General features: G+C 72.3%; 20 protein-coding genes and 1 pseudogene. 7 read left to right on the top strand and 14 right to left on the bottom strand.

Going from position 1 to position 25,473, the window contains the following annotated elements:
- The first annotated feature begins 2 nt into the window (after window positions 1-2).
- Window positions 3-875, top strand: a complete 873-nt coding sequence (locus tag E6R18_RS14235) for a methyltransferase domain-containing protein (RefSeq protein ID WP_346764985.1) — start codon at window positions 3-5, stop codon at window positions 873-875.
- A gap of 330 nt (window positions 876-1,205) precedes the next feature.
- Here E6R18_RS14235 and E6R18_RS14240 read toward each other — a convergent pair whose 3' ends face one another.
- Window positions 1,206-2,159 (bottom strand): LysR family transcriptional regulator, encoded by a 954-nt coding sequence (locus E6R18_RS14240; RefSeq protein ID WP_136317247.1) that lies wholly within the window; start codon window positions 2,157-2,159, stop codon window positions 1,206-1,208.
- Window positions 2,160-2,222: 63 nt separating this feature from the next.
- On the opposite strand from E6R18_RS14240, the gene E6R18_RS14245 reads away from it, so the two are divergent.
- The 3 genes and pseudogenes from E6R18_RS14245 to E6R18_RS14255 all read left to right on the top strand — a co-directional run bounded on the left by E6R18_RS14245 (window position 2,223) and on the right by E6R18_RS14255 (window position 5,495).
- On the top strand, window positions 2,223-3,542 hold the full coding sequence (locus E6R18_RS14245; RefSeq protein ID WP_136317248.1) for an MFS transporter: 1,320 nt from the start codon (window positions 2,223-2,225) through the stop codon (window positions 3,540-3,542).
- A gap of 103 nt (window positions 3,543-3,645) precedes the next feature.
- The gene (locus E6R18_RS14250) at window positions 3,646-4,362 is read left to right on the top strand and encodes a L,D-transpeptidase family protein (RefSeq protein WP_136317249.1); all 717 of its coding nucleotides are present in this window, start codon (window positions 3,646-3,648) and stop codon (window positions 4,360-4,362) included.
- Window positions 4,363-4,465: 103 nt separating this feature from the next.
- A pseudogene (locus E6R18_RS14255) lies at window positions 4,466-5,495 on the top strand (sigma-70 family RNA polymerase sigma factor).
- Between the two features lie 21 nt (window positions 5,496-5,516).
- Here E6R18_RS14255 and E6R18_RS14260 read toward each other — a convergent pair.
- The 13 genes from E6R18_RS14260 to E6R18_RS14320 form a co-directional block, all read right to left on the bottom strand.
- Window positions 5,517-5,861 (bottom strand): hypothetical protein, encoded by a 345-nt coding sequence (locus E6R18_RS14260; protein ID WP_240799723.1) that lies wholly within the window; start codon window positions 5,859-5,861, stop codon window positions 5,517-5,519.
- A 186-nt stretch (window positions 5,862-6,047) separates the two neighbouring features.
- Window positions 6,048-7,325 carry a thymidine phosphorylase gene (locus E6R18_RS14265; RefSeq protein ID WP_136317250.1) on the bottom strand — a complete coding sequence of 426 codons (1,278 nt, stop codon included), beginning with the start codon at window positions 7,323-7,325 and terminating at the stop codon, window positions 6,048-6,050.
- A 115-nt stretch (window positions 7,326-7,440) separates the two neighbouring features.
- Window positions 7,441-7,839 carry a cytidine deaminase gene (locus E6R18_RS14270; RefSeq protein ID WP_136317251.1) on the bottom strand — a complete coding sequence of 133 codons (399 nt, stop codon included), beginning with the start codon at window positions 7,837-7,839 and terminating at the stop codon, window positions 7,441-7,443.
- Window positions 7,836-9,098 carry an ABC transporter permease gene (locus E6R18_RS14275; protein ID WP_136317252.1) on the bottom strand — a complete coding sequence of 421 codons (1,263 nt, stop codon included), beginning with the start codon at window positions 9,096-9,098 and terminating at the stop codon, window positions 7,836-7,838. Before E6R18_RS14275 ends, E6R18_RS14270 begins: the two co-directional genes overlap by 4 nt.
- Complete coding sequence (locus E6R18_RS14280; protein WP_136317253.1) at window positions 9,095-10,213, bottom strand: ABC transporter permease; 1,119 nt, start codon at window positions 10,211-10,213, stop codon at window positions 9,095-9,097. Before E6R18_RS14280 ends, E6R18_RS14275 begins: the two co-directional genes overlap by 4 nt.
- On the bottom strand, window positions 10,213-11,796 hold the full coding sequence (locus tag E6R18_RS14285; RefSeq protein ID WP_136317254.1) for an ABC transporter ATP-binding protein: 1,584 nt from the start codon (window positions 11,794-11,796) through the stop codon (window positions 10,213-10,215). Before E6R18_RS14285 ends, E6R18_RS14280 begins: the two co-directional genes overlap by 1 nt.
- Window positions 11,797-12,035: 239 nt before the next feature.
- Window positions 12,036-13,091, bottom strand: a complete 1,056-nt coding sequence (locus E6R18_RS14290) for a BMP family ABC transporter substrate-binding protein (RefSeq protein WP_136317255.1) — start codon at window positions 13,089-13,091, stop codon at window positions 12,036-12,038.
- 138 nt (window positions 13,092-13,229) lie between these two features.
- Window positions 13,230-14,459 (bottom strand): amidohydrolase, encoded by a 1,230-nt coding sequence (locus E6R18_RS14295; protein ID WP_136317271.1) that lies wholly within the window; start codon window positions 14,457-14,459, stop codon window positions 13,230-13,232.
- Between the two features lie 161 nt (window positions 14,460-14,620).
- Complete coding sequence (locus E6R18_RS14300; RefSeq protein ID WP_136317256.1) at window positions 14,621-15,235, bottom strand: hypothetical protein; 615 nt, start codon at window positions 15,233-15,235, stop codon at window positions 14,621-14,623.
- Between the two features lie 99 nt (window positions 15,236-15,334).
- A complete protein-coding gene (locus tag E6R18_RS14305; RefSeq protein ID WP_136317257.1) occupies window positions 15,335-16,393 on the bottom strand; it encodes a hypothetical protein in 1,059 nt (352 codons plus the stop codon).
- 11 nt (window positions 16,394-16,404) lie between these two features.
- Window positions 16,405-17,340, bottom strand: coding sequence for an N-acetylneuraminate synthase family protein (locus E6R18_RS14310; RefSeq protein WP_136317258.1), 936 nt, complete (start codon window positions 17,338-17,340; stop codon window positions 16,405-16,407).
- A 10-nt stretch (window positions 17,341-17,350) separates the two neighbouring features.
- On the bottom strand, window positions 17,351-18,577 hold the full coding sequence (locus E6R18_RS14315) for an acylneuraminate cytidylyltransferase (RefSeq protein WP_136317259.1): 1,227 nt from the start codon (window positions 18,575-18,577) through the stop codon (window positions 17,351-17,353).
- A gap of 32 nt (window positions 18,578-18,609) precedes the next feature.
- Window positions 18,610-19,923, bottom strand: a complete 1,314-nt coding sequence (locus E6R18_RS14320) for a DUF6716 putative glycosyltransferase (RefSeq protein WP_136317272.1) — start codon at window positions 19,921-19,923, stop codon at window positions 18,610-18,612.
- Between the two features lie 295 nt (window positions 19,924-20,218).
- On the opposite strand from E6R18_RS14320, the gene E6R18_RS14325 reads away from it, so the two are divergent.
- From E6R18_RS14325 to E6R18_RS14335, 3 genes are all read left to right on the top strand, one after another.
- The gene (locus E6R18_RS14325; RefSeq protein WP_136317260.1) at window positions 20,219-21,199 is read left to right on the top strand and encodes a glycosyltransferase family 2 protein; all 981 of its coding nucleotides are present in this window, start codon (window positions 20,219-20,221) and stop codon (window positions 21,197-21,199) included.
- On the top strand, window positions 21,196-22,566 hold the full coding sequence (locus E6R18_RS14330; RefSeq protein WP_136317261.1) for a polysialyltransferase family glycosyltransferase: 1,371 nt from the start codon (window positions 21,196-21,198) through the stop codon (window positions 22,564-22,566). The genes E6R18_RS14325 and E6R18_RS14330 overlap by 4 nt, the downstream gene beginning before the upstream one ends.
- A gap of 338 nt (window positions 22,567-22,904) precedes the next feature.
- A complete protein-coding gene (locus E6R18_RS14335) occupies window positions 22,905-25,409 on the top strand; it encodes a YfhO family protein (protein WP_136317262.1) in 2,505 nt (834 codons plus the stop codon).
- Window positions 25,410-25,473: the final 64 nt, after the last annotated feature.

Here is a 25,473-nt window from a genome sequence, read left to right on the forward strand (position 1 = left end):
CGATGCCCGGCCTGCTGGTGCGAATGCTGCGGCACGGTCGATTGGGTGATGGGCTGCCGGTCCTGGACCTGGGAACCGGTAGTGGCTGCCTGACCGCGTACGCGGCAGGCCGTGTCGGGGATCGGAACGTGACCAGCCTGGACGTGGACGGCTACTTGACCGAATCGGCGGGGCAACGACTGGCGCGGCTCGGGCTGCACCCTGCATTCGTCACCGCAGATGCGACCGAGCATGTCCCGGGGACGTACGAACGGATCGTGTCCACGGTCGGCATGCCCGCCGGTCCGGGGCTCCGGCCGCTGCTCGCCGCCCTGGTACCGGGCGGGCGCATCGCCATGACGCTCGGGCGAACCTGCCTGATCGTCACCGGCTGGAAGCACGCCGACGGTGACGTGGTCGGTCGGGTGGAACGCGATATGGCTGGGTTCATGCTGACCCGGTCCGGCGACGACTACCCGCCCGCCCTCGTCGATCTGTTCTCCCTGGCGCGGACGGCGGACGGGGACGAAACCGGGGTGGGCCGTTATCCCGTGGTAGACGTGGCGAACGCATGGGAGGTCCGTTCCATGCTGGAAGTCACTGCGCCCGGGGTTGAACTCGCCTACGAGGAAAGGGAGCAGACCCGTACCGCCTACCTCGTCCACCCCGACGGGTCCTGGGCGCGCGCATCCGCCGAATGGGCCGACCCTCCGGAAGTGCACCAGAGTGGACCTCGGCGACTCTGGACAGCGGTGGAGCGCATCCGTAATCGCCTCATGATCGAGGGAGCGTTGCCCCTTCTCGGTGCACGGGTCCAGATCACGCCGGACGGGGTATGTCACTTCACCCGCGGTGGGTGGACTGCGTCCCTCGGAGGAATGCCGGTCCCGGGCTGACCCTTTCCGGCGCTGATCAGCCACCCGGTGCCCGCCTGCCTGCTTTTGGTCGGCGGGCACCCACCTGCTGATCAAAGGGGCGTGCGTGGAGCCGACTTGATCCATTTCGTCCGGACGAGGCCCGCCAGCAACGACGCGGGAGAGGCGGTGAACCTCAACTGCTGGGCGTGCTGGCTCGGGGAAGTCCCCTGTCTTCAGCAGTCCGACGACTTCACCACCGACACGGCCCCGGGCCCGTGGCCGGGCGAGAACGTCACGCCTATGCCTTTGACCGTTCAGCCACGCCCTCGGGTCCCCGCCGCGCGGTAATCGCCGCAAGGACACAAAACCTCACTCCGGCAGCAGGTTCCCCCGCCGCGACAACAAGAAACGCTTGAACGCCGCCACCGGAGCCGTATCCGGGTGCCCGTCCAGCCAAGCCACCCCGATCTCGCGCACCGCCCGTGGCGCCGTCACCGTCAGCTCGACCACCCCCGGCCGGGCCACCGCCGGAGGGGGCAGCAGGGCCACGCCCAGGCCCGCCGCGACCAGGCCGCGCAGGGTTTCCGCCTCCTCGCCCTCGAAGGCGACTCGGGGGACGAAGCCGGCCTCCGTGCAGAGGTCGTCCGTGATGCGGCGGAGGCCGTAGCCGGGTTCCAGGGTGACGAAGGTTTCGTCGGCGGCTTCGGCGAGGCGGATGCGGCGGCGGGTGGCCAGGCGGTGGTCGTCGGGGACGACCAGGCGGAGGCGTTGTTCGTCCAGGCGGCGGGCGACGAGGTCGGGGGCGTCCGGGACCGGGGAGGTGAGGCAGAGGTCGAGGCCGCCGGCGCGGAGGCGTTCGATCATGGCCTCGCCGTAGTTCTGGACCAGTTGGAAGCGGACCCGGGGGTGGTCGGCGCGGAAGGCGCGGATGAGGGCGGGGACGGTTTCCGAGCCCATCGTGTGGAGGAAGCCGAAGGCGACCTTGCCCGCGGTGGGGTCGGCGTCGGCGCGTACCGAGTCGGCGGCCTTCTCCACCTCGGCGAGGGCGCGCTCGGCGGAGCCGAGGAAGGTGCGGCCGGCCGGGGTGAGGGAGACCGTGCGGCCCTTGCGGGCGAACAGGGCGACGCCCAGGTCGTCCTCCAGCCTCACCATCGCCCGCGAGAGCGTGGACTGCGGGACGCCCAGTTCCTGCGCGGCGCGGGTGACGTGCTCGTGGCGGGCGACCGCCGCGAAGTAGGCGAGGCGGGGCGCGAGGACCGCGCGGATGTCTTCTTCGTAACTGCTCGGTGACAGCCGGGGCTGTGAGCTGCGTTGATGCGCCATGGGATTGATTATTCGCTGTTTGTGCATTGGACGCATGAATGACGTCCGGCCTACGTTCGTCGCATGCCTCCTGCCAGTACCGGGGCGTCCACGCTCGCCGTGGCCGCCTCGACCCCGTCGTCCCCCGTCACCACCACCGTCGCCGCCGAGGCCGCCACCGCGGGCCGGCTCGAACCCGGGCGCCCCGGCTACCGCCGGATGAGCTTCGCCCTCTTCGCCGCCGGTGTCGCGACGTTCGCGCTCCTCTACTCCACGCAGGCGCTGCTGCCCGCCGTCTCCGCCTCCTTCGGCGCCACGGCCGGGCAGGCGAGCTGGACGGTCTCCGCCGCGACGGGCGCGCTGGCGCTGTGCGTGCTGCCGATGAGCGCGCTGTCCGAGCGGTTCGGGCGGCGGCAGATGATGACCGCCTCGCTGGTGGTCGCGGTGGCGGTCGGGCTGTTCGTGCCGTTCGCGCCGTCCCTGGGCTGGCTGATCGCGCTGCGCGCCGTCCAGGGCGCCGCGCTCGCCGGACTGCCCGCCTCCGCGATGGCGTACTTGGCGGAGGAGGTGCGGCCGAGGGCGCTCGTCGCCGCGATCGGGTTGTTCGTGGCCGGCAACAGCATCGGCGGGATGAGCGGCCGCATCCTCACCGGCTGGATCGCCCAGCTGTGGGGCTGGCGCGCGGCGCTCGGCGCGGTCGGGCTGCTGGCCGTGGTCTGCGCGGTCGTCTTCCACTTCATGATCCCGCGCGCCCGCCACTTCACCCCCGGGACGCTGAACCCGAAGGCCCTGGCGAGGACCGTCGGCACGCACCTCGCCAATCCGCTGCTGCGGCGGCTGTACGCGATCGGCGCGCTGTTCATGACGGTGTTCGGCGCCGTTTACACGGTGATCGGTTACCGGCTGGTGGAGGCGCCGTTCAACCTTCCGCAGGGGATCGTCGGCTCGATCTTCCTGGTCTATCTGGTCGGTACGGTCTCCTCCGCCGCGGCCGGGCGGCTCGTCGCCCGGCTCGGGCGCCGGGGTGCGCTGTACCTCGCCGTCTCGACCACGGCCGCCGGTCTGCTGCTCTCGCTGGCCGACCAGCTGGCCGCCGTGCTCCTCGGCCTGGTCCTGATCACGGCGGGCTTCTTCGCCGGGCACGCGGTCGCCTCGTCCTCGGTGAGCCGTACGGCGACCACGGGCCGCGCCCAGGCGTCCGCGCTGTACCAGTCGGCGTACTACCTGGGCTCCAGCGCGGGCGGCACGCTCGGCGCGGTCGCCTTCCACGCGGGTGGCTGGGCCGGCACGGTCGCGCTGGGGCTGTTCGCGGTCCTCGGTGTCGTCACCATCACGCTGTACGGGACCCGGGCCGCCCGCGCCGAACGGCTGCGGCCCATGCCGGTCGCCCCCGTACAGAACTGAGACATCCGGCGCACAACCGACCGCTCCCCCTCGCGCATCTAGCAGGCGGAATCACCGCAGTGCGCGCGAAGGGGAGTTGGCGTACATGGGAGTCAGGGAGAACATGCGGAACATACAAGGCATAGGGGGCATACGGGTCCGGCGCGGGCTCGTCCTGTCCGTCGCGGGTCTGACCGCGATACCGGCCTTCGTGCTCGGTACGGGCGGCACCGCCCAGGCGGCGTCCTGCACGACGTCCACGGGGCCGAACCAGAAGCAGGTCGAGAAGTACCTGCACCTGAAGGTGGACGGCAAGCAGTCGGCGGCCGACTGCAAGGCGATCCGGTCGTTCCAGAGCACGTACGGGGTCACCCCGACCATCGGTTACGCGGGACCCGTCACCTGGCGCACCATGCAGACGCTCACCGCGCAGAAGGCGGCCGGCAAGAACCCGAACAAGGCCGGCAAGTGCCCCACCAACAAGGGGCGCATCGCGTGCGTGGACCTGACCCGGCAGATCAGCTGGATCCAGGACGGCAAGAAGCTGAAGTTCGGGCCGGTGCCGGTGCGGACCGGGCGCGACAAGTACGAGACCCGGACCGGCGCCAAGAAGATCTACTGGCGCCACAAGAACCACGTGTCGTCGATCTACCACGTGTCCATGCCGTACTCCCAGTTCTTCGACGGGGGCCAGGCGTTCCACGCGGTCGGCGTGAAGATGTGGAACCCGCCGGGGTCGCACGGCTGCGTCAACATGCGTACCGCGGACGCGAAGTCGTACTGGAACCTGTTGAAGAACGGCGACGACGTCTACGTGTACGGGCGCAAGCCGGGGACCTGACCGCCTCCCGCTCGTCCCGCCCTCGTTGTCAGACCCCTGCTGTAGCTTCCGAAGCGCTGGTGGAAGTGAGCGGCGTCACAGCGCAACAGGGGTGGAATGGGCGATGAGTGATCTGACAGCGGCGAGGGCAGCGGAGTCCGGGACGGGGACAGGGGCCGGTGCGGCGTCCGACATCGACAGCCGTCTGGAGGGGCACCGGGTCGAGCTGACCGGTTACTGCCACCGGATGCTCGGCTCGGCCTTCGAGGCGGAGGACGCGGTCCAGGACACGCTGGTGCGGGCCTGGCGCAACTTCGGCAAGTTCGAGGGCCGGTCCTCGCTGCGGTCCTGGCTGTACCGCATCGCGACCAACGTCTGCCTGGACATGCTGAACGCGGGCAGGAAGCGGGCCAGGCCCGTGGACCTGTCCGGTGCGACGCCGCTCGCGCGGGCCGCGCTGAACCCGCTGCCGGAGAACACCTGGCCGGAGCCGATGCCGGACGGCCGGACCATCCCCTCGGCCGAGGACCCGGCGGAAGCGGCGGTGGCCCGCGAGTCGGTGCGGCTGGCGTTCGTCGCGGTGCTCCAGCACCTGCCGCCGAAGCAGCGCGCGGTGCTGATCCTGCGCGAGGTGCTGGCGTGGAAGGCCGCCGAGGTCGCGGAGCTGCTCGACACGTCAGTCGCCTCGGTCAACAGCGCCCTCCAGCGCGCCCGCGCCACGCTCACCGACCACGAGGCCGTGGCCGCCGAGGCCGCGAACCCCCTCGACGAGGAGCAGACCGAGCTGCTGGAGCGGTACGTGGCGGCGTTCGAGGGCTACGACATGAAGGCCCTGACCGCGCTGCTGCACGAGGACGCGGTGATGACGAGGCCGCCGTTCGACCTCTGGCTCCGGGGCCACGACGACAGCACCGGCTTCATGACGTCCTTCGGCGCGAGCCGCGCCGGCTCCCGCCTGCTCGCCACCTCCGCCAACGGCGCCCCGGCCTTCGCCCACCGCAAGCCGGTCCCGGAGGGCCCCGGCTTCGCGCCGTGGGCGGTCCCGGCCATCGGCATCGCGGACGGCGCGGGCACGGGCATGCACTGCTTCCTGGACACCTCGCGGGTTCCCGCTGTCCGGGCTGCCGGACCACCTGAACGCCGAGGGGGCGTGAGGCCGGGGGCGGTGAGGGGCTTCACGCGGCGCACTCCCGCGTCGTCGGGGCGGCAGGTGCCGGGGTCAGGACCTTGCGGGTGATGCGTTCGGCTATGGCGGCGACCACGGTCCGGGGGCGGCGCGGTGTCAGGTGGGCGGTCAGGGCGTGGCCCAGGCCGGGGGCGATGTAGCCGCGGTCGCGGTCCAGTGCGCGCAGGGCGGCGCGCACGACGGGTTCGGGGGTGGTCATGGAGCCGGTGACGGCCGCGTTGCGGGTGCCGATGACCTCGAAGAAGGCGGTCTCCACCGGGCCGGGGCACAGAGTGAGGACGCGGATGCCGCGCCGGCGGTACTCCTGCCGCAGGGCGAGCCCGAAGTTGAGCACGGGCCGCCCCTGTCAGGACGACCGGCAGGGGGACCATACGGAGGAGGACCGGTGGCCCGCCGGAAACTCATCGTGGCGCGGCCCCCTTCCCGGCCGGCGGGGCACCCCCGCGTCCGCGGCCGGTACGCCGAACGGGACCGGCGGCGGTCCGCCGGTCCCGTTCGCTCGTACGCGGGAAGCCGCAGGTCAGGCGATACGTTCCCGCACCACCGGGGTCGCCGTGAACGAGGTGCCGGACGGGGCGATGTCGTACGCGTCCGGGAGCGCCTTCAGGGCGTAGTCGAACTTCTCCGGGGTGTCCGTGTGCAGGGTCAGCAGCGGCTGGCCCGCGGTGATCTCGTCGCCCGGCTTGGCGTGGAGTTCGACGCCCGCGCCGGCCTGGACCGGGTCCTCCTTGCGGGCGCGGCCGGCGCCCAGGCGCCAGGCGGCGACGCCGATGTCGTAGGCGTCCAGGCGGGTCAGGATGCCGGAGGCGGATGCCTTGACGACGTGCTGTTCGCGGGCGACCGGGAGCTCGGCGTCGGGGTCGCCGCCCTGGGCGGAGATCATGCGGCGCCAGACGTCCATGGCGGAGCCGTCGGCGAGGGCCTTCTCCGGGTCGGCGTCCTTGAGGCCGGCCGCGTCCAGCATCTCGCGGGCGAGGGCCACGGTGAGGTCGACGACGTCCCTGGGGCCGCCGCCGGCCAGGACCTCGACGGACTCGCGGACCTCCAGGGCGTTGCCCGCGGTCAGGCCGAGGGGGGTGGACATGTCGGTGAGCAGGGCGACCGTGCGGACGCCGCTGTCGGTGCCGAGGGCGACCATGGTGGAGGCGAGTTCGCGGGCGTCGTCCATGGTCTTCATGAAGGCGCCGGAGCCGACCTTGACGTCCAGGACGAGGGCGCCGGTGCCCTCGGCGATCTTCTTGGACATGATCGAGCTGGCGATGAGCGGGATCGCCTCGACGGTGCCGGTGACGTCGCGGAGCGCGTACAGCTTCTTGTCGGCGGGGGCGAGGCCGTCGCCCGCCGCGCAGATGACGGCGCCGGTGGTGTCGAGGACGTCCAGCATCTCGGAGTTGGAGAGGTGGGCGCGCCAGCCGGGGATGGACTCCAGCTTGTCGAGCGTGCCGCCGGTGTGGCCGAGGCCCCGGCCGCTGAGCTGGGGGACGGCGGCGCCGCAGGCGGCGACCAGCGGGGCGAGCGGGAGGGTGATCTTGTCGCCGACGCCGCCGGTGGAGTGCTTGTCCGTGGTGGGGCGCGAGAGGGTGTCGAAGTTCATCCGCTCGCCGGAGGCGATCATGGCGGCGGTCCAGCGGGCGATCTCCGTACGGTTCATGCCGTTCAGCAGGATCGCCATGGCCAGTGCGGACATCTGCTCATCGGCGACCTCGCCGCGGGTGTACGCGTCGATGACCCAGTCGATCTGTTCGGGGGTCAGCTCGCCTCGGTCCCGCTTGGTGCGGATGACGGAGATGGCGTCCATGGTCTGGCGTCCTTCCGGCCGGTACGTACAGATGCGATGAGCCCTGTTGACTCTACGCGCATAGAGGGAGAAAGAGACGCCGGGTGGGCCCACGTGCGGGCCCACCCGGCGGGTTCTAGCCGAGGTGCGCCGGGCCGAATGCCTGGGGGAGCATCTCGTCCAGGGTGCGCAGGCCGTCCGGGGTCTCCAGGACGAGTTCCGGTCCGCCGAACTCGTACAGCAGCTGCCTGCACCTGCCGCACGGCACCAGGATCTCGCCCGCCCCGTCCACGCAGGTGAAGTGGGTCAGCCGGCCGCCGCCGGTGGCGTGCAGCTGGGAGACCAGGCCGCACTCGGCGCACAGGCCGATGCCGTACGAGGCGTTCTCGACGTTGCAGCCGACGATCGTGCGGCCGTCGTCCACGCGGGCGGCGACGCCGACCGGGTAGCCGGAGTAGGGGGCGTACGCCCGGGACATGGCGTCCCGGGCGGCGGCCCGCAGGGCCTCCCAGTCGGCTTCGGGGGCCGCGGTCATTTCCCTTCACCCTTGCGGTACGGGATGCCGTCGGCCTTCGGCATGCGCAGCCGCTGCGCGGACAGGGCGAGCACCAGCAGCGTCGTGACGTACGGCGCGGCGTCCACGAACTGGCTCGGCACCTGGTCCGTCAGCGCGTACCAGGTGAACAGCACCCCGGAGCAGACCGCGGCGATCACGGCGGAGACGTACTTCTTGCGGTACAGCTGCCAGACGGCGGCGATGGCCACCAGGATGCCCAGGAGCAGCAGCATCGCGTGCACGTTCTCGGCGCCGCCGCGCAGCTTGAGGCTGTCGGTGAAGCCGAAGAGGCCGGCGCCGAGCGCCATGCCGCCGGGCATCCAGTTCCCGAAGATCATCGCGGCGAGACCGATGTAACCGCGGCCGCCGGTCTGGCCCTCCTGGTAGATGCTGGTGGCGACGATGGAGAGGAAGGCGCCGCCGAGGCCCGCCAGGCCGCCGGAGATGACGACGGCGATGTACTTGTACTTGTAGACGTTCACGCCGAGCGTCTCGGCGGCCACCGGGCTCTCACCGCAGGAGCGGAGCCGCAGACCGAACGCCGTGCGCCACAGCACCCACCAGGTGACGGGGATCAGGAGCAGGGCGACGACGGTCAGCAGGGACAGTCCGGTGACGAGCCCGCCGATGATGCCGGCGAGGTCGGAGACGAAGAACCAGTGGTGTTGCTGGAGGTCCTGCAGCCAGTCCGACAGGCCCGGGATGGTGATCTTGTCGATCTCGTCCACGCGGGGTGACTGCTTGGAGGAGCCGCCGGGCTTGTCGGCGAACGTGAAGTTCGAGAGGTAGCGGGTGACGCCGGCGGCGAGGATGTTGATCGCCACACCGGAGACGATGTGGTTCACGCCGAAGGTGACGGTCATGACCGCGTGCAGCAGACCGCCGAGCGCGCCGCCGATGATGCCGAACAGCACGCCCACCCACGGGCCCCACTGGAAACCGGCCCAGGCACCGAACCAGGTGCCGAGGATCATCATGCCTTCGAGGCCGATGTTGACGACGCCGGCCCGCTCTGCCCACAGGCCGCCGAGACCGGCGAGACCGATGGGCACGGCCAGTTCCAGGGCGCCGGCGACCTGGCCCACGGAGGTCACGTCGTCGGCGCCGCTGATCAGCCGGACCAGCGAGACGAGGGCGAGCGCTGCGGCGAGCAGCAGCAGGACGACGGGCAGGGAGAGTGAACGGCGGCCGCCCTTCGCGGGGGCGAGGCGTGCGGCGGAGACTTTGCTGGTGCTCACAGGGCCGCCTCCTTCTCGGTCGTGAGGGCGTTGCCGGCGGCGAGCTCTTCGCCGACCTTCTGCTGCTGGCGGCGGGTCCCGTAACGGCGGACCAGTTCGTAGCTGATGACGACGGAGATCACGATCAGGCCCTGCATGATCGTGGCGATCTCCTTCTCGAAACCGAACTGGTCGAGCGGGGACGACGCCTTGTCCAGGAACGCGATCAGCAGGGCGCTGAGCGCGATGCCCACCGGGTGGTTCCGGCCGAGCAGGGCGATGGTGATGCCGGTGAAGCCGATGCCCACGGGGAAGTCGAGGCTGTAGGTGTGGGTGTCGCCGAGCAGCGTCGGCATGCCCGCCAGGCCGGCGACGGCGCCGGAGACCAGCATCGAGGTGAGGACCATCTTCTTGGCGTCCACACCGGATGCCTGGGCGGCGCTCTCGCTGGCCCCGGTGGCCCGCAGGTCGAAGCCGAAGCGGGTGCGGTTCAGGACGAACCAGTAGACGAGGCCGCAGCCGGCGGCGACGAAGGTGAAGCCGTAGATCTCGCCGGACTCGGCGCCCAGGGAGAGCCCCGGGAACCAGCCGGACTCGTGGATCTCGCCGGTGGTGAGGTTGTTGGACCCGGTGGCCTGGTCGCCGAAGTTCTTCGGCAGGATCAGCCAGGCGATCAGCGAGGTCGCGATGGAGTTGAGCATGATCGTCGCGACGACCTCGCTCACGCCCCGGGTCGTCTTGAGGATGCCCGCGATGCCCGCCCAGAAGGCGCCCACCAGCATCGCCACGATCACGATGAGGGCGATCTCCAGCGGCCCGGGGAGGTCGACGCTCGCGCCGACGAGGGCCGCCATCATCGCCGCGAGACGGTACTGCCCGTCGACGCCGATGTTGAAGAGGTTCATCCGGAAGCCGACCGCGACCGCGAGGGCGGCCAGGTAGTACGTACCGGCCTGGTTGATGATCAGCACCTGGACGTCGGAGTACGACGCCTGCTCGAACAGCAGCCGGTACAGCTCGAACGGGTCGCGGTCCGACACGAGCAGCACCAGGGTGCTGAGCACGAAGGCGACGACGAGGGCGAGTACCGGGCCGGCGAAGCCCAGGATCAGCCGGTCCTTGTCGAGTTTCTTCATCAGACCTCGTCCTCCGGTGCTGCTTCGAGGTGCCCTGCGGCGGCGCCGGTCATGGCCGAACCCAGTTCCTCGGGGGTGATGGTCGCGGGGTCGGCGTCCGCGACCAGCTGTCCGCGGTACATGACGCGCAGGGTGTCGGAGAGCCCGATGAGCTCGTCCAGGTCCGCGGAGATGAGCAGGACGGCGAGTCCTTCGCGGCGGGCCTCGCGGATCTGGTCCCAGATCTGCGCCTGCGCGCCGACGTCCACGCCGCGGGTGGGGTGGGCGGCGATCAGGAGCTTGGGCGCGTGGCTCATCTCGCGGCCGACGATCAGCTTCTGCTGGTTGCCGCCGGACAGGGAGCCTGCCGTGACCTCGATGCCCGGGGTGCGGACGTCGTACTCGCGCACGATCCGGACGGTGTCCTGGCGGGCCGCCTTGGGGTCGAGCAGGAAGCCCCGGCTGTTCGGCTTCTCGGTGACGTGGCCGAGGATGCGGTTCTCCCAGAGCGGGGCGTCCAGCAGGATGCCGTGCCGGTGCCGGTCCTCGGGGATGTAGCCGATGCCGCCCTCGCGCCGCTTGCGGGTGGGGGCGCGCGTGATGTCCTCCTCGTCCAGCGTGATCACTCCGCTGTCCGGCGTCCGCATGCCGATGAGGGCGTCGATCAGCTCGGTCTGGCCGTTGCCCTCGACGCCCGCAATGCCGAGGACCTCGCCCTTGTGGATGGTGAAGTCGACGTCGGACAGCACGTCGCGGACGACTCCGTCCGGGTCCGTCATGGCGAGGGAGAGCCCCTCGACGCGGAGCATCGGCACGTCCGTCACCGTGGACTCACGGGTCTCGGGCGACGGCAGTTCGCTGCCGACCATCAGTTCGGCGAGCTGCTTGGTGGTGGTGTGCGCGGGGTCGGCGGTGCCGACCGTCGTGCCGCGCCGGATCACGGTGATCTCGTCGGCGACCGAAAGCACCTCGCCGAGCTTGTGCGAGATGAAGATGACGGTCAGGCCCTCGGCCTTGAGCTCGCGGAGGTTCGCGAAGAGCGCGTCCACCTCCTGCGGGACGAGCACCGCGGTCGGCTCGTCGAGGATGAGGATGCGGGCACCGCGGTAGAGGACCTTGAGGATCTCCACGCGCTGCCGGTCGGCGACCCCCAGGTCCTCGACGAGCGCGTCGGGCCGGACGCCCAGGCCGTACGCGTCGGAGATCTCCTTGATCTTCTTCCGTGCGGCGGAGCCGATGCCGTGCAGCTTCTCGCCGCCGAGGACGACGTTCTCCAGGACGGTGAAGTTGTCGGCGAGCATGAAGTGCTGGTGCACCATGCCGATGCCGCGGGCGATGGCGTCGCCCGGGTTGGAGAACGAGACCTGCTCGCCGTCCACGGCGATGGTGCCCTCGTCCGGCTTCTGCATGCCGTAGAGGATCTTCATCAGGGTGGACTTGCCGGCGCCGTTCTCGCCGACGAGGGCGTGGACCGTGCCCTTGCGGACGGTGATGCCGATGTCGTGGTTGGCGACCACGCCGGGGAAACGCTTGGTGATGCCGTGCAGTTCCACGGCGGGGGGGCTGCTGGACGCGTTGATGACGCACTCTCCTTGGCCGGACAGGAGTGGGGCGGAGGGGCAGGGCGGGGCGGGGTGAAGTTATCGCGCCTGAGAGCTGTCTACACGCGTAGCGTTGCTGAATCGTCAGACGCTCGCGTGCGGCAGGGCCGGAACACCGGGTCCGCGGCCTGTCCGAGAGTGCACTGCGACGGGCGGAACTCACTTCGAGGAGTATCCCGCAGGCCCGGAGCGGCGGTGCCGCGCGCTCCGGGCCTGGGATGCCAGCCGTACGACGGGGGTCGTTACGGGGCGGTCTTGACGGTGATCTTGCCGTCGATGATCTCCTGCTTGGCCTTGTCGACGGCCGAGATGACGTCGGTCATCTTGGTGAACGCCGGGTTCGACGTGGCCAGGCCGACGCCGTCCTTGTCCAGGCCGTAGCGGACCTCACCGGACTGCGGCTTGCCGTCCTTCACGGACTTGATCAGGTTGAGCACGGAGTCCTCGACGTCCTTGGTGACCGAGGTCAGGATGGACTCCTTGTAGGCGGCGAGGCCCTTCTGGTTGTACTGGTCGGAGTCGACGCCGATGTTCCACTTGCCGGCCTTGGAGACGGCCTCGATCGCACCGGAACCGGCCAGACCGGCCGCCGAGTAGACCACGTCGGCCTTCTTGTCGAGCTGGCCCTGGGCCGCGGCCTTGCCGAGGTCGGGCTTGGAGAAGCCGTCGAAGTTCGGCGGCTGGGTCAGGTACTGGGAGATCACCTTCACCGAGGAGTCGGTGTCCTTGACGCCCTGCGTGAAGCCGGCCTCGAACTTCTTGATCAGCGGGGTCTCGACACCGCCGATGAAGCCGACCGTCTTGGTCTTGGTGACCTTGGCGGCGGCGACACCCGCGAGGTAGGAGCCCTGCTCCTCGTTGAAGACGATGTTGGCGATGTTCGGGCCGGTCACCGAGGCGTCGTCGATGATGCCGAAGGTGGTCTTCGGGAACTTCGGCGCGACCTTCTTGATGGCGGGCGCGTAGGCGAAGCCGACGCCGATGACCGGGTTGTTCCCGGCGCGGGCCAGCGAGGTGAGGCGCTGGACCTTGTCCGCGTCCGACTCGCCGTCCGAGGGCTCGGCCTCGGTGCCCTTGACGTCGAGCTCCTTCTCGGCCTTGGCCAGACCCGCGTACGCGGCGTCGTTGAACGACTGGTCGCCGCGGCCGCCGATGTCGTACGCGAGGGCGGTCTTGCTGCCCTTGGAGTCGGGGCTGCTGCTGCTCGACGAGGAGGACGAGTCGCCGCACGCGGTAACGCCGAGCGCGAGTGCCGCGGACATGACGCCCGCAGCGGCAATGCTAGTGATCCGGCGCAAGGGAAGGCTCCTTCAAACCTGACCGAAGCGCCTCTTCCGGCGCTGGTTTCGCGGCGATCGTAACGCGCGTAGATGTCAGATAAAGCCCTGTACGGAAGCCGTTATCGGATCGTCGTGAATCGGGAGCGACCTGTCCGGTTACGGATGGTTGCCGTGGAGCAACGCGGCGGCGGTGAAGAGTTCGACGCCCACGGTGATCGCCTCCTCGTCCGCGTCGAAGTCGCCCCGGTGGAGGTCCAGCCCGCGCGTGTCGCCGGGGGTACGGACCCCGAGGCGCGCCATGGCCCCCGGGACGTGCTCCAGGTACCAGGAGAAGTCCTCGCCGCCCAGGCTCTGGTCGGTGTCCTCGATGGCGTACGGGCCCCGGCGGGCGGACATGGCGCCGGCGAGGAGGTCGATCGCGGCGGCTTCGTTGACGACGGGCGGGACGCCGCGGACGTAGTTGACCACCGTCTTGGCGCGGTACATCCCGGCGACCTCGTCGATCGCGGCGTGCACCAGGTCGGGGGCCTCGCGCCAGGCCCTGAGGTCCAGGCAGCGGACCGTGCCGGACAGCTCCGCGTGCTGCGGGATGACGTTGCAGGCGTGGCCGGTCTCCAGCCGCCCCCAGGTCAGCGCGAGCCCGGACCGGGCGTCGACCCGCCGGGCCAGCAGGGCGGGCACCTCGGTGGCGACCTTGGCGGCGGCGGTGACCAGGTCCGTGGTCAGGTGCGGGCGGGCGGTGTGGCCGCCGGGCCCGTCCAGGGAGAGTTCGAGACGGTCGCAGGCGGAGGTGATCGCGCCGACCCGCAGCCCGATCCGGCCGACGTCCACCTTGGGGTCGCAGTGCACCCCGATGATCCTCCCGACGCCCTCCAGCGCCCCGGAGTCGATCGCGTCGGGCGCCCCGCCGGGCAGCACCTCCTCGGCCGGCTGGAAGATCAGCCGCACGGGGTCGGGCAGCAGCCCCCGCCGGTCCAGCTCGGCGAGCACGAGGCCGGCGCCGAGGACGGTGGCGGTGTGGATGTCGTGCCCGCAGGCGTGCGCCCGGTCGGGCACGGTGGAGCGGTACGGGACGCCGGTCTTGCTGTCCGGGATCGGCAGCGCGTCGATGTCCGCCCGCAGCGCGAGCATGGGCCGCGTGCTCTCCCCGCGCGTCCCCACGTCGCAGAGGAGCCCGGTCCCGGAGGCGAGCACCCGCGGCGCGAGCCCCGCCTGCTCCAGCCGGGCCTTGATCGCCGCGGTGGTGCGGAACTCCTGATTGCCGAGCTCGGGGTGCATGTGCAGGTCTCTGCGGAAGGCGATCAGCTCGGCGCGCAGCGCTTCGGGGAGGGCGCCGGGCAGGGGTTCGCCCTGGGGCAGGTCGGCATCGGTCTCGGGGCAGATCAACTGGCTCACCTGTTGAAGGGTAAGCCTCTTCCCTCCACAACTGGCCATGAAACAGGAAAACTTCAGCCACATAGGCGAATGAATGGCCGCGTCTCGGCGTGTGGGTTGGGCGCGGGGTGGGTAAACTGCCCGGCCGCCGCGCCGCACCCGCAGGACCTTCGTCAGCCCTTCAGCCCCCGGCGCAGCGGGAAGAGCGCCAGCCCGATGCACAGGGCTCCGGCCGTCAGCAGATCCAGGCTCATGACCATCAGGACGGCTCCGGCCAGCACCAGCAGCGGGGACCGGGCCGGGACCTCGTCCCGGCGGAAGAACGCGAGCAGGGTGACGAGTGCCAGCAGCCCGAGCCAGAACAGCATCGGCACCACCGAGTAGACGACCGGCATCACACCGGGCACGTCCTGCACCTTCTCGAACATGTCGCTCATCGCCTGCTTGTCCGCCGCGAGCAGTCCGACCACCAGGTCGATCGTGGCCTGGACCGCCACCGCGGCCGCCCCCAGCAGCCCCGCCCCGACCGCCACCCGGACGGCGGTCCGTCTGCCGCCACGCACCCCGGCCGGCTGCCGCAGCCCCAGGAACACCGGAACGAACGCCCCCACACCGGCGAGGAAGAGCACGTGCGCCACCGACCACCACACCCCGGGCCCGTAGTCACCCACCGCCCGGCCGATCAGCCGCACCACGCCGTAGCCGGCCATCAGGGCCGGGCCTGCGAGGAACGCCTTCCCGGTCGCGGTGGGGGAGAGCTGAGGCTTCGTCAATTCCGTTGTCTGCATGGCTTCATGTTCGCGTCGCGCCCGCACCGGCAGCTATAGGGGATGCCCCTGGCGTACCCCTGACCCGGACTCCGTGGCAGGTCGGGGACGGACTCGGGGTCATGCCTCCGTAGCGATGGCCGTCGCCCGCCACGGGGCCAGGCGGTGGACGTCCCGGGCCGTCTCCGTGACCCCGCTCAGGAAGCCCTGGGCTCTCGGGGAGGCCGTGGCGTGGAGCCATTCCGGGGCGATGTCGCAGACGGCGACCTTGACCTCGGTGCCGGTGAGGGCGAGGGGCAGGGTGTGGACCACCGTGGAGGGGAAGCTCAGGACCGTGCGGCCGATGGGGCCCCGGCGGGCGATGAGTTCCAGCGGGAGGTCCGGGCGGACGATCTCCAGGCCGGTGGCCGCCTCCAGGGCGTGCAGCTTCTCGGTGGACTCGCGGCGGTGGGCGAAGTAGCGGGTGGCGCCGTGCGTACGGGCCAGGGCCGCGACCGCCTCCAGGTAGCGGGCCCGGTCGACCACGCCCGTCTCGACCAGGGAGGTGCCGACCAGGTCCGCGCCCTTGGTGAGCAGCGGCGGGCCGAAGCGGGAGCGGGTCCAGGAGAAGGTGTTCGGGATGAGGGTGACGCCCGGCGGCGGGATGACCGGCATGGCGGTGAACAGCTCGACCTCGCGGACCGCAGACGGGGTGAAGCGGCGGCGGGCGGTGGCCGTCACGGGGGCGAGGGCCAGTTCGCGGGGGCCGGAGCCGCCGCGCCGGTGCCAGCGGACCAGGCGCTCGCCCCGGGTGAGCTGGGCGACGAACTCCATGGTGGCGGTGCCGTCGTCCACCACGGTGAGGCGGCGGGGGCGTACCAGCGAGAGCAGGAGCTGTACGTAACGGGAGAACGGGTCGCCGATGACGATGTGGTCGGCGTTCCGCACGAGCCTGGTGAGGGCGCGCAGCGACTTCAGCGGGGTGCCGGAGTCGCCGCGGGCCTCCTGCCAGCGCACGGTCATGCCCTCGTCGCGGGCCAGCTCCGCCATCCGGCGCAGCTGGCCGCGCGACATCGGGTCGAGCGGGGGGAGGACGACGACGGTGACGTCCGTGAGGACGCGTCCGCCGCCTCCCTCGGTGACGGCCCACTCCAGGACGTTCAGGAGCTGGACCGGGCTCTCGACGAAGGCGAGGTTCACCGGCCGGCCCGTCAGACCGCGACCGGCTCGGCGGCCGGGGCCGTCCCGCCGTTCTCCGCGACGACGCCCGGGACCCGGCGGAGCTTCTTCATCGGGCCGAGCTCGGACTCGTAGACCTTCTTGACGCCGTCGCCGAGGGACGCCTCGATGGTGCGGATGTCGCGGACGAGGCGGGTGAGGCCCTGGGGTTCGACGGACGCGGCCTGGTCGGAGCCCCACATGGCGCGGTCCAGGGTGATGTGGCGCTCGACGAACGCGGCGCCGAGGGCGACGGCGGCGAGGGTGGTCTGGAGGCCGGTCTCGTGGCCGCTGTAGCCGATCGGGACGTTGGGGTACTCCTGCTGGAGGGTGTGGATGACCCGCAGGTTCAGCTCCTCGGCCTTCGCCGGGTACGTGGAGGTGGCGTGGCAGAGCAGGATGTTGTCGGAGCCGAGGACCTCGACGGCGTGCCGGATCTGGCGCGGGGTCGACATGCCGGTGGAGAGGATCACCGTGCGGCCGGTGGCGCGCAGGGTGCGCAGCAGTTCGTCGTCGGTGAGCGAGGCGGAGGCCACCTTGTGGGCGGGGACGTCGAACTTCTCCAGGAAGGTGACGGCCTCGGTGTCCCACGGGGAGGCGAACCAGTCGATGCCGCGCTCGGCGCAGTGCTCGGAGATGGCCCGGTACTCGCTCTCGCCGAACTCGACGCGGTGGCGGTAGTCGATGTACGTCATCCGGCCCCAGGGGGTGTCGCGCTCGATGTCCCACTGGTCGCGGGGGGTGCAGATCTCCGGGGTGCGCTTCTGGAACTTGACGGCGTCGCAGCCGGCTTCGGCCGCCACGTCGATGAGCGCGAGGGCGTTGTCGAGGTCGCCGTTGTGGTTGATGCCGATCTCGCCGGTGATGTACACGGGGTTGCCGGGTCCGGCGGTGCGGTTGCCGAGGGTGCGCAGACGGGAGGTGCTCATGGGAGGTTCCTTAATCGGTGGGGGCTGAGGCGTCGGTGAGGGTGGGGCCCAGGAGCCAGGCCGCGATCTCGCGGATGGCGCCGGAGCCGCCGGGGTCGGTCGTCACGGCGCGCGCCGCCGCGCGCACCGAGTCGTGGGCGTTCGCGACGGCGACGGGCCAGCCGGCGAGCGCGAAGCAGGGGAGGTCGTTGACGTCGTTGCCGACGTACATGACGCGTTCGGGGGCGAGGGACTGCTCGTCGCACCACTGCTTGAGCGCGAGGTCCTTGCGGTCGATGCCGTGCAGGACGGGGACGCGGAGCTTGTGGGCGCGGGCGGCGACGACCGGGTTCTGTTCCGTGGAGAGGATCAGGAGCGGTACGCCCGCCTTGCGCAGCGCGGCGATGCCGAGCCCGTCGCCCCGGTGCACGGCGACGGTCTCGCGGCCGTCGGCGTCGATGAGGACGCGGTCGTCGGTCTGGGTGCCGTCGAAGTCGAGGACGACCGCGTCGATGTCGTCGAGGGTGGGGAGCGGGGCCGGGTCCAGGAGCGGGGCGAGGGCGCGGGCGCGGGCCAGGTCGTGCGGGTCGTCGATCTCCAGGACCCGGGCCGGGTCGGTGCGCACGAGGGCGGTGTCGCCGAAGAAGCGGTGGCGGTGGGTGCGGAATCCGGCCGCGTCCATGGCGTAGGCGGCGCCCGTTTCGAGGAGGTCCTCGGGGCGGTCCTGGCGGCGGGGGCGGACGGACTTGTCGTGGTTGACGCCGTAGTTGTGGTCCTCGACCGCGCTGCCGTCGCGCCACAGGAAGCCGTGGAAGGGGGCGACGGTGACGGCGGTGTCGGCACCCTCGTGGGCGACGGCGGCGGCGACACCGTCGATGTCCTCGCGGGCGATGAAGGGGCTGGTGCACTGGACGAGCAGGACGACGTCCACCGTGCGCCCCCGCATGGCCTCGTAGGCGTCGAGGGCGTGCAGCACGGCGGCCTCGCTGGTGGCGGTGTCGCCGGCGATGGCCTCGGGGCGCTGTACGCAGTGCAGCCGGCCGCTCTCGCCGAGCGCTTCGCCGGCGGCGCGGGCCGCCTCCGCGACGGCCGGGGCGTCGGTCGTCACGACGACGTCCGTGACCTCGCTCGACGCCAGGCAGGCGCGGACCGCGCGGACGACGAGCGGTACACCGCCGACCCGGGCGAGGTTCTTGGCCGGTACGCCCTTGGATCCGCCGCGTGCGGGGATCACGGCGAGCACGGTGGGCTGCGTCATCGCTGCTCCAGTGGGTGTCTTGACGATGGTTTTCACAGCTCGCCCATCCGCCGGACGACCGGGGCGACCCGCTGGACGCCGTGCCGGTACGCGCCCCGGGCCGCGCCGCGCACCGCCTCGCGCACCGCTCCCCTGACCCGGCCGGTCTCCCGTGGCGCGGTGGCGCCGGGCAGCGGGTGGCCGTCCGGGGCCAGGTGGTGGCGGGCGAGGATGCCGGGGAGGTAGCCGGGGGCGGTGGTGGGCGTGTAGTAGGGCGCTGGGTCGGGCAGCCGGTCCCGGGCGAGCAGGGCGGTGACCCGGGCGCGTGCGGTGTCGTAGGCCGTGGCGTAGTCGCCCTCGGCGGCGACGCCCTGGGCGGCCAGCCACGCGGGGTCGGGCTGCGGGCACTCGCCGCTGTCGAGGCGGTCGAAGGAGGTGAGCAGGCCGGAGCCGGTGAAGTGGTGGTTGCCGAGGGGTTCGCGGACCCCGAGGTCGGTGAGGACGGCGGTGGGGATGCGGCGGTGCAGGGCCTCCAGGGCGGCCGTCGAGGAGACGGTGACCAGGAGGTCGGTGCGGTCCAGGACCTCGCCCATGTGCCCGTAGACCAGGCGGAGGTTGGGCGGGAGGCCGCCGGGCAGCCGTTCGGCGAGCCGCTGGTAGGGGTGTTCCTCGATGTGGGTGGTGTGCTCGCCGGGCTTGGAGCGCAGCTTCAGCAGGACCTCGCGCCCGGGGTGCAGCCGGGCGTGCTCGGCGAGCCTGCGCAGCAGGTACGTCCGGTCGGCGCGGGATTCCGGTACGGAGGGCTGGGCGGCGAACACGAGGGTGTCGCGGCCCGGTTCGGGGCGGTAGGGGGCGCCGCCGAGGAACGGCAGGGCGGCCTCCGTGACGGCCGAGGCGTCGGCGCCCACGCCCTCGTACACCGCGCGGAAGCGGTCCGCGTCGTGGCGGGAGTTGGCGAGGACGATGTCGGCGCCGTGCCGCAGCAGCAGCCCGTCGGTGAGCTTCTCGTAGACGACGCCGACGTAGCCGGTGACGACGACGGGCCTGGCGGGCAGCCGGAGTGCGGCGAGGCCGTGCAGCATGGCCTGGACGGCGCCGCCGACGAGGGCGAGGACCACCAGGTCGTAGCCCTCGTCGCGCACGGCGTGCAGGAACTCGACGGCGGTGACCTCGCGGACCCGGTCGGCGGTGACGCCGACGTCGCCGATCTCGGCGAGCTGGCGGGGGGTCGGGGTGGCCCGGCCGCGCAGCAGCAGTCCGCTGATCCGCGCGCGGGGCGTGGACGCGCGGTCGTCGCCCGAGGTCAGCCGGCGCGCGGTGAGCGCGCCCCACTTCCATCGGGTGTCGGAGTCGGCGAGCACGGCCACCCGGAGCGCGGGGGGCGGCGAGTGCGTGGACGCCGCCGCTGCGGGGAAGGCCGAATTGCTGTTGCTGAGGGGCACGTCCAAGACGTTAGGAAGGCCCGGGGGTGGGCGGCCCAACGTGAAAGCAACAAAGGGTTAACAGCCCGCCGACGCTTGTCGAACCAGCCGCCCGGCACGTTGAAAAGGTGCGGAGAATTCCCTCACGGGCCGGGCGGTTCACCGTTCTGACGGTTTCCGTTCACCCGCCGTCCGCACGGCCGAAAGGGCGAATGCCCGGCCCGGAACTAGCGTGACGCGGGTGGTTAAGCTCTCGGTCATCGTGCCGTTCTACAACGTGCGGACATACGCACCAGACACCCTCAGAAGTCTGCGGGCCAATGCCCGCGAGGACTTCGAGTTCATCCTCGTCGACGACTGCTCGACCGACGGGACCGCGGAGCTGCTGCGCCGCGCGCAGGACGAGATTCCGGGGGTGGTCGTCCGCAGACACGAGAAGAACGGCGGCCTGGCGACCGCCCGGAACACCGGCCTGGACGCGGCCCGCGGCACCTATCTCGCCTTCCTGGACGGCGACGACTGGCTGGCCCCCGGCTTCTACGCCGAGCTGCTGGCCAGGACCGAGGCGCTGGGCTGCGACTTCGTGCGCACCGACCATGTGCAGGCCGACGGCCGCGCCCGTACGGTCCACCGCGTCCCGCACGGCCGCCGGGACCGGGTGATGGCGCCGCGCGAGGCGATCCTGCCCGCATCGCGGACCACGTCCGTGGACTACGCGTACGCCTGGGCGGGGCTCTACCACCGCCGGCTCCTGGACCGGGGGCTGCTGCACTTCACGGACGGGCTGCGCACGGCGGAGGACCGGCCGTGGATCTGGCGGCTGCACCGGGAGGCGGATTCCTTCGCGGTACTGGGCCTGCTCGGCATTTTCTACCGGCGCGGCGTCGCCTCGTCCCTGACGCAGATCGGTGACATGCGCCAGCTCGATTTCATTCGCTCGTTCGACCAGGTCATACGGGAAACGGCGGCGGACCGGGACGCGCGCGCACTGCTGCCGAAAGCGGTCCGCAATTACTGCGCGATCATTTCCCATCACATGAGTGCGCTGGAAAGGTTCGAACCCTCTGTGGCCCGTGCGCTGAAATCGATGAGCGCCGGTGCGCTGCGGCGCATGCCGCAGGACGTGCTGGACGAGGCGCTGGGCTCGATGGACGTCGAGCGCGCGACTCTGTTGCGCCGGCTGCGGCGGCGGTCCGCCGTGAAGGAGGTGGCGGCCGCGTGAGCAGCAGCCGGAACCGTACGACGCAGGTCTTCCTCGCCTCCACCCTCTACGGCACGGCGACGCTCGCCGCCGCCCTGGACGCGGGCCTCTTCCCCGACGCGGGGCGGCGCGTCCTGCTCGTCGCGAACAACGCGCCGATCCCGGAGACGACCCCTTCCCTCGACGCGATGCCCGGGTTCGACGCGCTGCGCACGCGTTTCGACGAGGTCGTGTCGTGGAACGCGACGATCGCCCCCCACCACCCGAGCACCTGGTCCCCGCGCCCGGACGACGTACCGCTGTGGGAACGGCACCTGCGGCTGGCCTGGGGGCTCGGTGACGACGACGTCGAGCTGGCCGTGGAGTCGATCCAGGTGGACCCGGCCATGGCGGTCTGCCGGATCTTCACCGGCGTACCGGTCGATGTGTACGCGGACGGGCTGATGAGCTACGGCCCGACCAGGAACCGGATCGATCCGCTGGTCGGCACCCGGGTGGGGCGCCTCCTCCACCTCGATCTGGTGCCGGGGCTGCGGCCGATGCTGCTCACGGAGTTCGGGGTGCGCGCGGAGAGCGTGCCGACGGACGCCTTCCTGAAGGTGCTCGGCGAGCTGGACGACGCGGCCGGGGCGGCGGGGCTGCCGTCCGTGGAGGGTCCGGCGCTGCTGCTGGGCCAGTACCTCTCCGCGCTCGGGTTGATCAGCGCGGCCGAGGAGGAGGAGCTGCACCTGCGGATGATGCGGGGCGCGGTCGGGCGGGGCCACCGCCGGCTGGTGTTCAAGCCGCACCCCACGGCCCCGGCGCAGTGGTCGCGGGCGATGGAGGAGGAGGCGGCCCGGCTCGGTGCGGAGCTGACCGTGCTGGACGCGGGGGTGCTGACTGCGCCGGTCCTCGCCGAGGTGCTGTACCGGCGGATGCGGCCCGCCCTGGTCGTCGGCTGCTTCTCGACCGCGCTGCTGACGGCGTCGGCGTTCTACGGGCTGCCGGTGGCGCGGGTCGGCACCGGGACGCTGCTGGAGCGGCTGACGCCGTTCGAGAACAGCAACCGGGTGCCGGTGACGCTGGTGGACGCGCTGGTGCCGGACCTGGCGGACCGGGACGCGCCGGCGCACGTCCCGGCGGTGGCGCCGGAGGGGCTGAACGAGCTGGTGACGGCGGTCGGGTTCGCGATGCAGCCGAAGATCTATCCGCAGCTGCGGCCGGTCGCGGAGCGGTACCTCGCCGCCCGGTTCACGGACGCGACCCGGCGCTACTTCAAGCGCAGGCGGCTGACGTCGCTCGGGCTGCCGGGCGGGGTGCCCGAGCAGTTCGCGTTCCTGCCGCGCAACGCGGCGGTGCGGCGGGTGGCCCGGCGGGCGAAGGCGCTGCGGCGGATGGCGCTGCGGTAGGCGGGCGGGGGGCGGTAGGCGGGCGCGGTGCGGGGGGCGCGGGCGCGGTGCGGGGGGCGGGCGCGGTGCGAGGGGCGGGCGCGGTGCGAGGGGCGGGGCCTGCGGGCCCCGCCCCTCGTCGTGTGTGAGACGCCGTCGCGTGAAGCGGACGACCAGGTCGTACGCCCTGAACGGCCGCGGGATGAACTCGCCCTGTCGGCACGGAGAACCGCGTTCCGGCCCGCCGGCCAGGCCCGGTGGCCACGCCCGGGCGGCCGGATGAACGCCTGCGGACCATCGGGTGAACCGCCTTTCCGCTCGCGGGATTTCACGATGTTCGATGACATATTCGACTCATCATGAGGACTCCGTCGCTTCTCCGATCGCCGCGCGGCCGGAGCGCCGCGCTGGCCGCCCTGCTCGCCGTCGTGACCGTCTGCGCCGGGGACGCGGTGGCCCGCACCTTCCCGTTCGGCCCGCGCACCCGCAGCGTGAACGACCTCGGCAATCAGTTCGTCCCGTTCCACACCCACCTCTGGGGCCTGCTGCACGGCCGGGCGGACGGCGGGCTGCTGCTGAACTGGCAGTCCGGCTACGGGAGCAGCTTCCTGCCGGATCTCGGCACGTATCTGACCAGCCCGTTCGCCCTGCTGGTCGGGGTGTTCCCGAGGGACCGCACCGACCTGGCCCTCTACGTGGTCACGCTGGTGAAGACGGGCGTGGCGGCGGCAGCCATGACCTGGCTGCTCACCGCGCTGCGCCGGGGGCGCGGCCGGGAGTGGGCGGCGGTCGTGCTGGGCGCCTCGTACGCGCTGTGCGGCTGGTCGGTGATCGAGGCCGTGTACAACCCGATGTGGCTGGACGGGCTGATCGCCTTCCCGCTGCTGTGCCTGGCCGGTGAGTGGGCGCGGACCGCGCGGCGGCCGGTGCTCGGCACGCTCCTGGTGGCGCTCGCCTGGGTGTCGAACTTCTACACCGCGTACATGGCCACGCTCGGGGCGGCGCTGGTGCTGGCGGTCCGGCTGCTGCTGGAGGACGGCACCGCGCGCGAGCGGGTACGGGGGCTGGGGCGCGCCGCGCGCACGGTCCTGCTGGGCATCGGGCTGGCCGCGCCGGTCCTGCTGCCGGTCTTCCTCGGCACCCGGCACGCCTATCCGGGCTGGACCCGGCCGTTCGCCCCGGCCGCCTGGCCCGATGCGGCGGCCCGGCTGCTGCCCGCCACGTACGGGTTCTTCAGCCCCGCGCTCTTCCTCGGCACCGGCTCCCTGCTGCCGGCCTGCGCGCTCGCCTTCCATCGCGGGGTGCCGCGCGCCGAGCGGTGGGTGTGGCCGGGTCTTGTGGCGCTCGTCGCGCTGTCGTTGCAGTGGGGGCCCACGCATCTGCTCTGGCACGCCTTCGCGACGCCGAACGGCAGCCCGTTCCGCCAGACGTTCGTGCTCTCGGGCCTGGTGGTGATCGCCGCCTGGACCGCCGTGGCACGCGGCTGGCCGGACCGGCGGGCGCTGCTGGGCGGGGCCGGGGTGCTCGTGCTGATCGCGGCGGGCGCCGCGCCCAGCGCTCTGGTCACCCGCTGGACGTACCCGCTGTTCGCGGCGGGCCTGGTGGCGGCGCTCTGCGCGCTCGCGCTGGTACGCGGGGGCAGGCTCGCCCTGCTCGCGGTGGTGCTGCTGGTCGGGGCGCAGGCCGGGCAGGCCGCCGCGACCACCGCGTACGCCGACCGGCAGCGGCTGAAGCAGTTCGACGACTACGCGCCCTGGGGCGAACGCCAGCGCCTCCAGGCCGAGGCGGTCGCCCGCGCCGATGGCTGGCCGCGCTACCGCACCGACCCCGGGCTCGAACAGAGCACCGCCAACGACCCGTTGGCGGTCGGCGGCCAGGGCGGGGCGTACTACAGCAGCCACACGCCCGACGTGACCACCCGCACCTTCCTCGCGCTCGGCGCCGGCTGGACCTCGCGCGGGCGCGCCCTGCGGAGCCTGGACAACCCGGTGACCGACGCGGTCTTCTCGGTCGGCGCCCGGGTCCGCGTGCCGCGCGACCCGCACCAGGTCTGGAACCGCCCGGACACCCGGCCGGTGACCGTGACCCGGCAGGACGTGCCGCCGCTGGTGACCGTGCGCCCGCCGGGCTCCGCCCCCTCCGGCTGGGGCCGCTCGCCGTTCCGCAACCAGGAGAAGCTGCTCGGCGCCCGGGTGTACACGCTGCCGGCGACCACGCTCCGCTCCGCCGAGGGCGTGCCGGCCACCGACCGCAACGCCCACGCGTACGAGGTCGAGCCCGGCGCGTACACGCTGAGCGCGAGCTGTCCGGCGGGCAGCCGGGTGTTCCTGTGGGCGCCCGACCTGTTCGGCACGGCCCTGCTGGGCCCGGCCGGTGATCCGCAGGACATCCGGGGCGACCTGCCGGCCCGGCGCGCCGGAATCCTGCCGCTCGGCCCGGGCGCCGGCCGGATCGCGGTGACCCTGCGGGTGGAGCGGCCCGGGACCGTCCCGCACGACTCCGTCGGCTGCCTGGCCCCGGACCGGCTGGCCTCAGCGGTGACGGGGCTGAAGCGGACGGGGGCGGTGCGGGTGACGGTCTCCGGCAGCGCCGTGCACGCCCAACTTCCGGCGGGCACCCGGGGAGTCGCGGTGCTGGCCGCGCCCCGGATCGCGGGCTGGAGCTGCGACGGACGCCCGGCCGGCTCGTACCTCGGCCTGGTCGCGGCGCCCATGGAGGCGGGGCGGACGGCGGTGGACTGCACGTTCCGCCCGCCGGGCCTGCGTGCGGGAACGGCGACCGGAGCGGCGGCACTGGCGGGACTGCTCGCGGTGGCCTTCGCGACGAGGGGGCGGGGAGGGGCCGGGGGGCGGACGCGTACCTGACGGCGGGGGGCGGTACGGCGGGGCGGGGCGCGGTACGGCGGGGCGGGGGGCGGCGCGGCGGGGG

The organism is Streptomyces sp. A1277, assembly GCF_004795015.1.
Classification (GTDB): domain Bacteria; phylum Actinomycetota; class Actinomycetes; order Streptomycetales; family Streptomycetaceae; genus Streptomyces.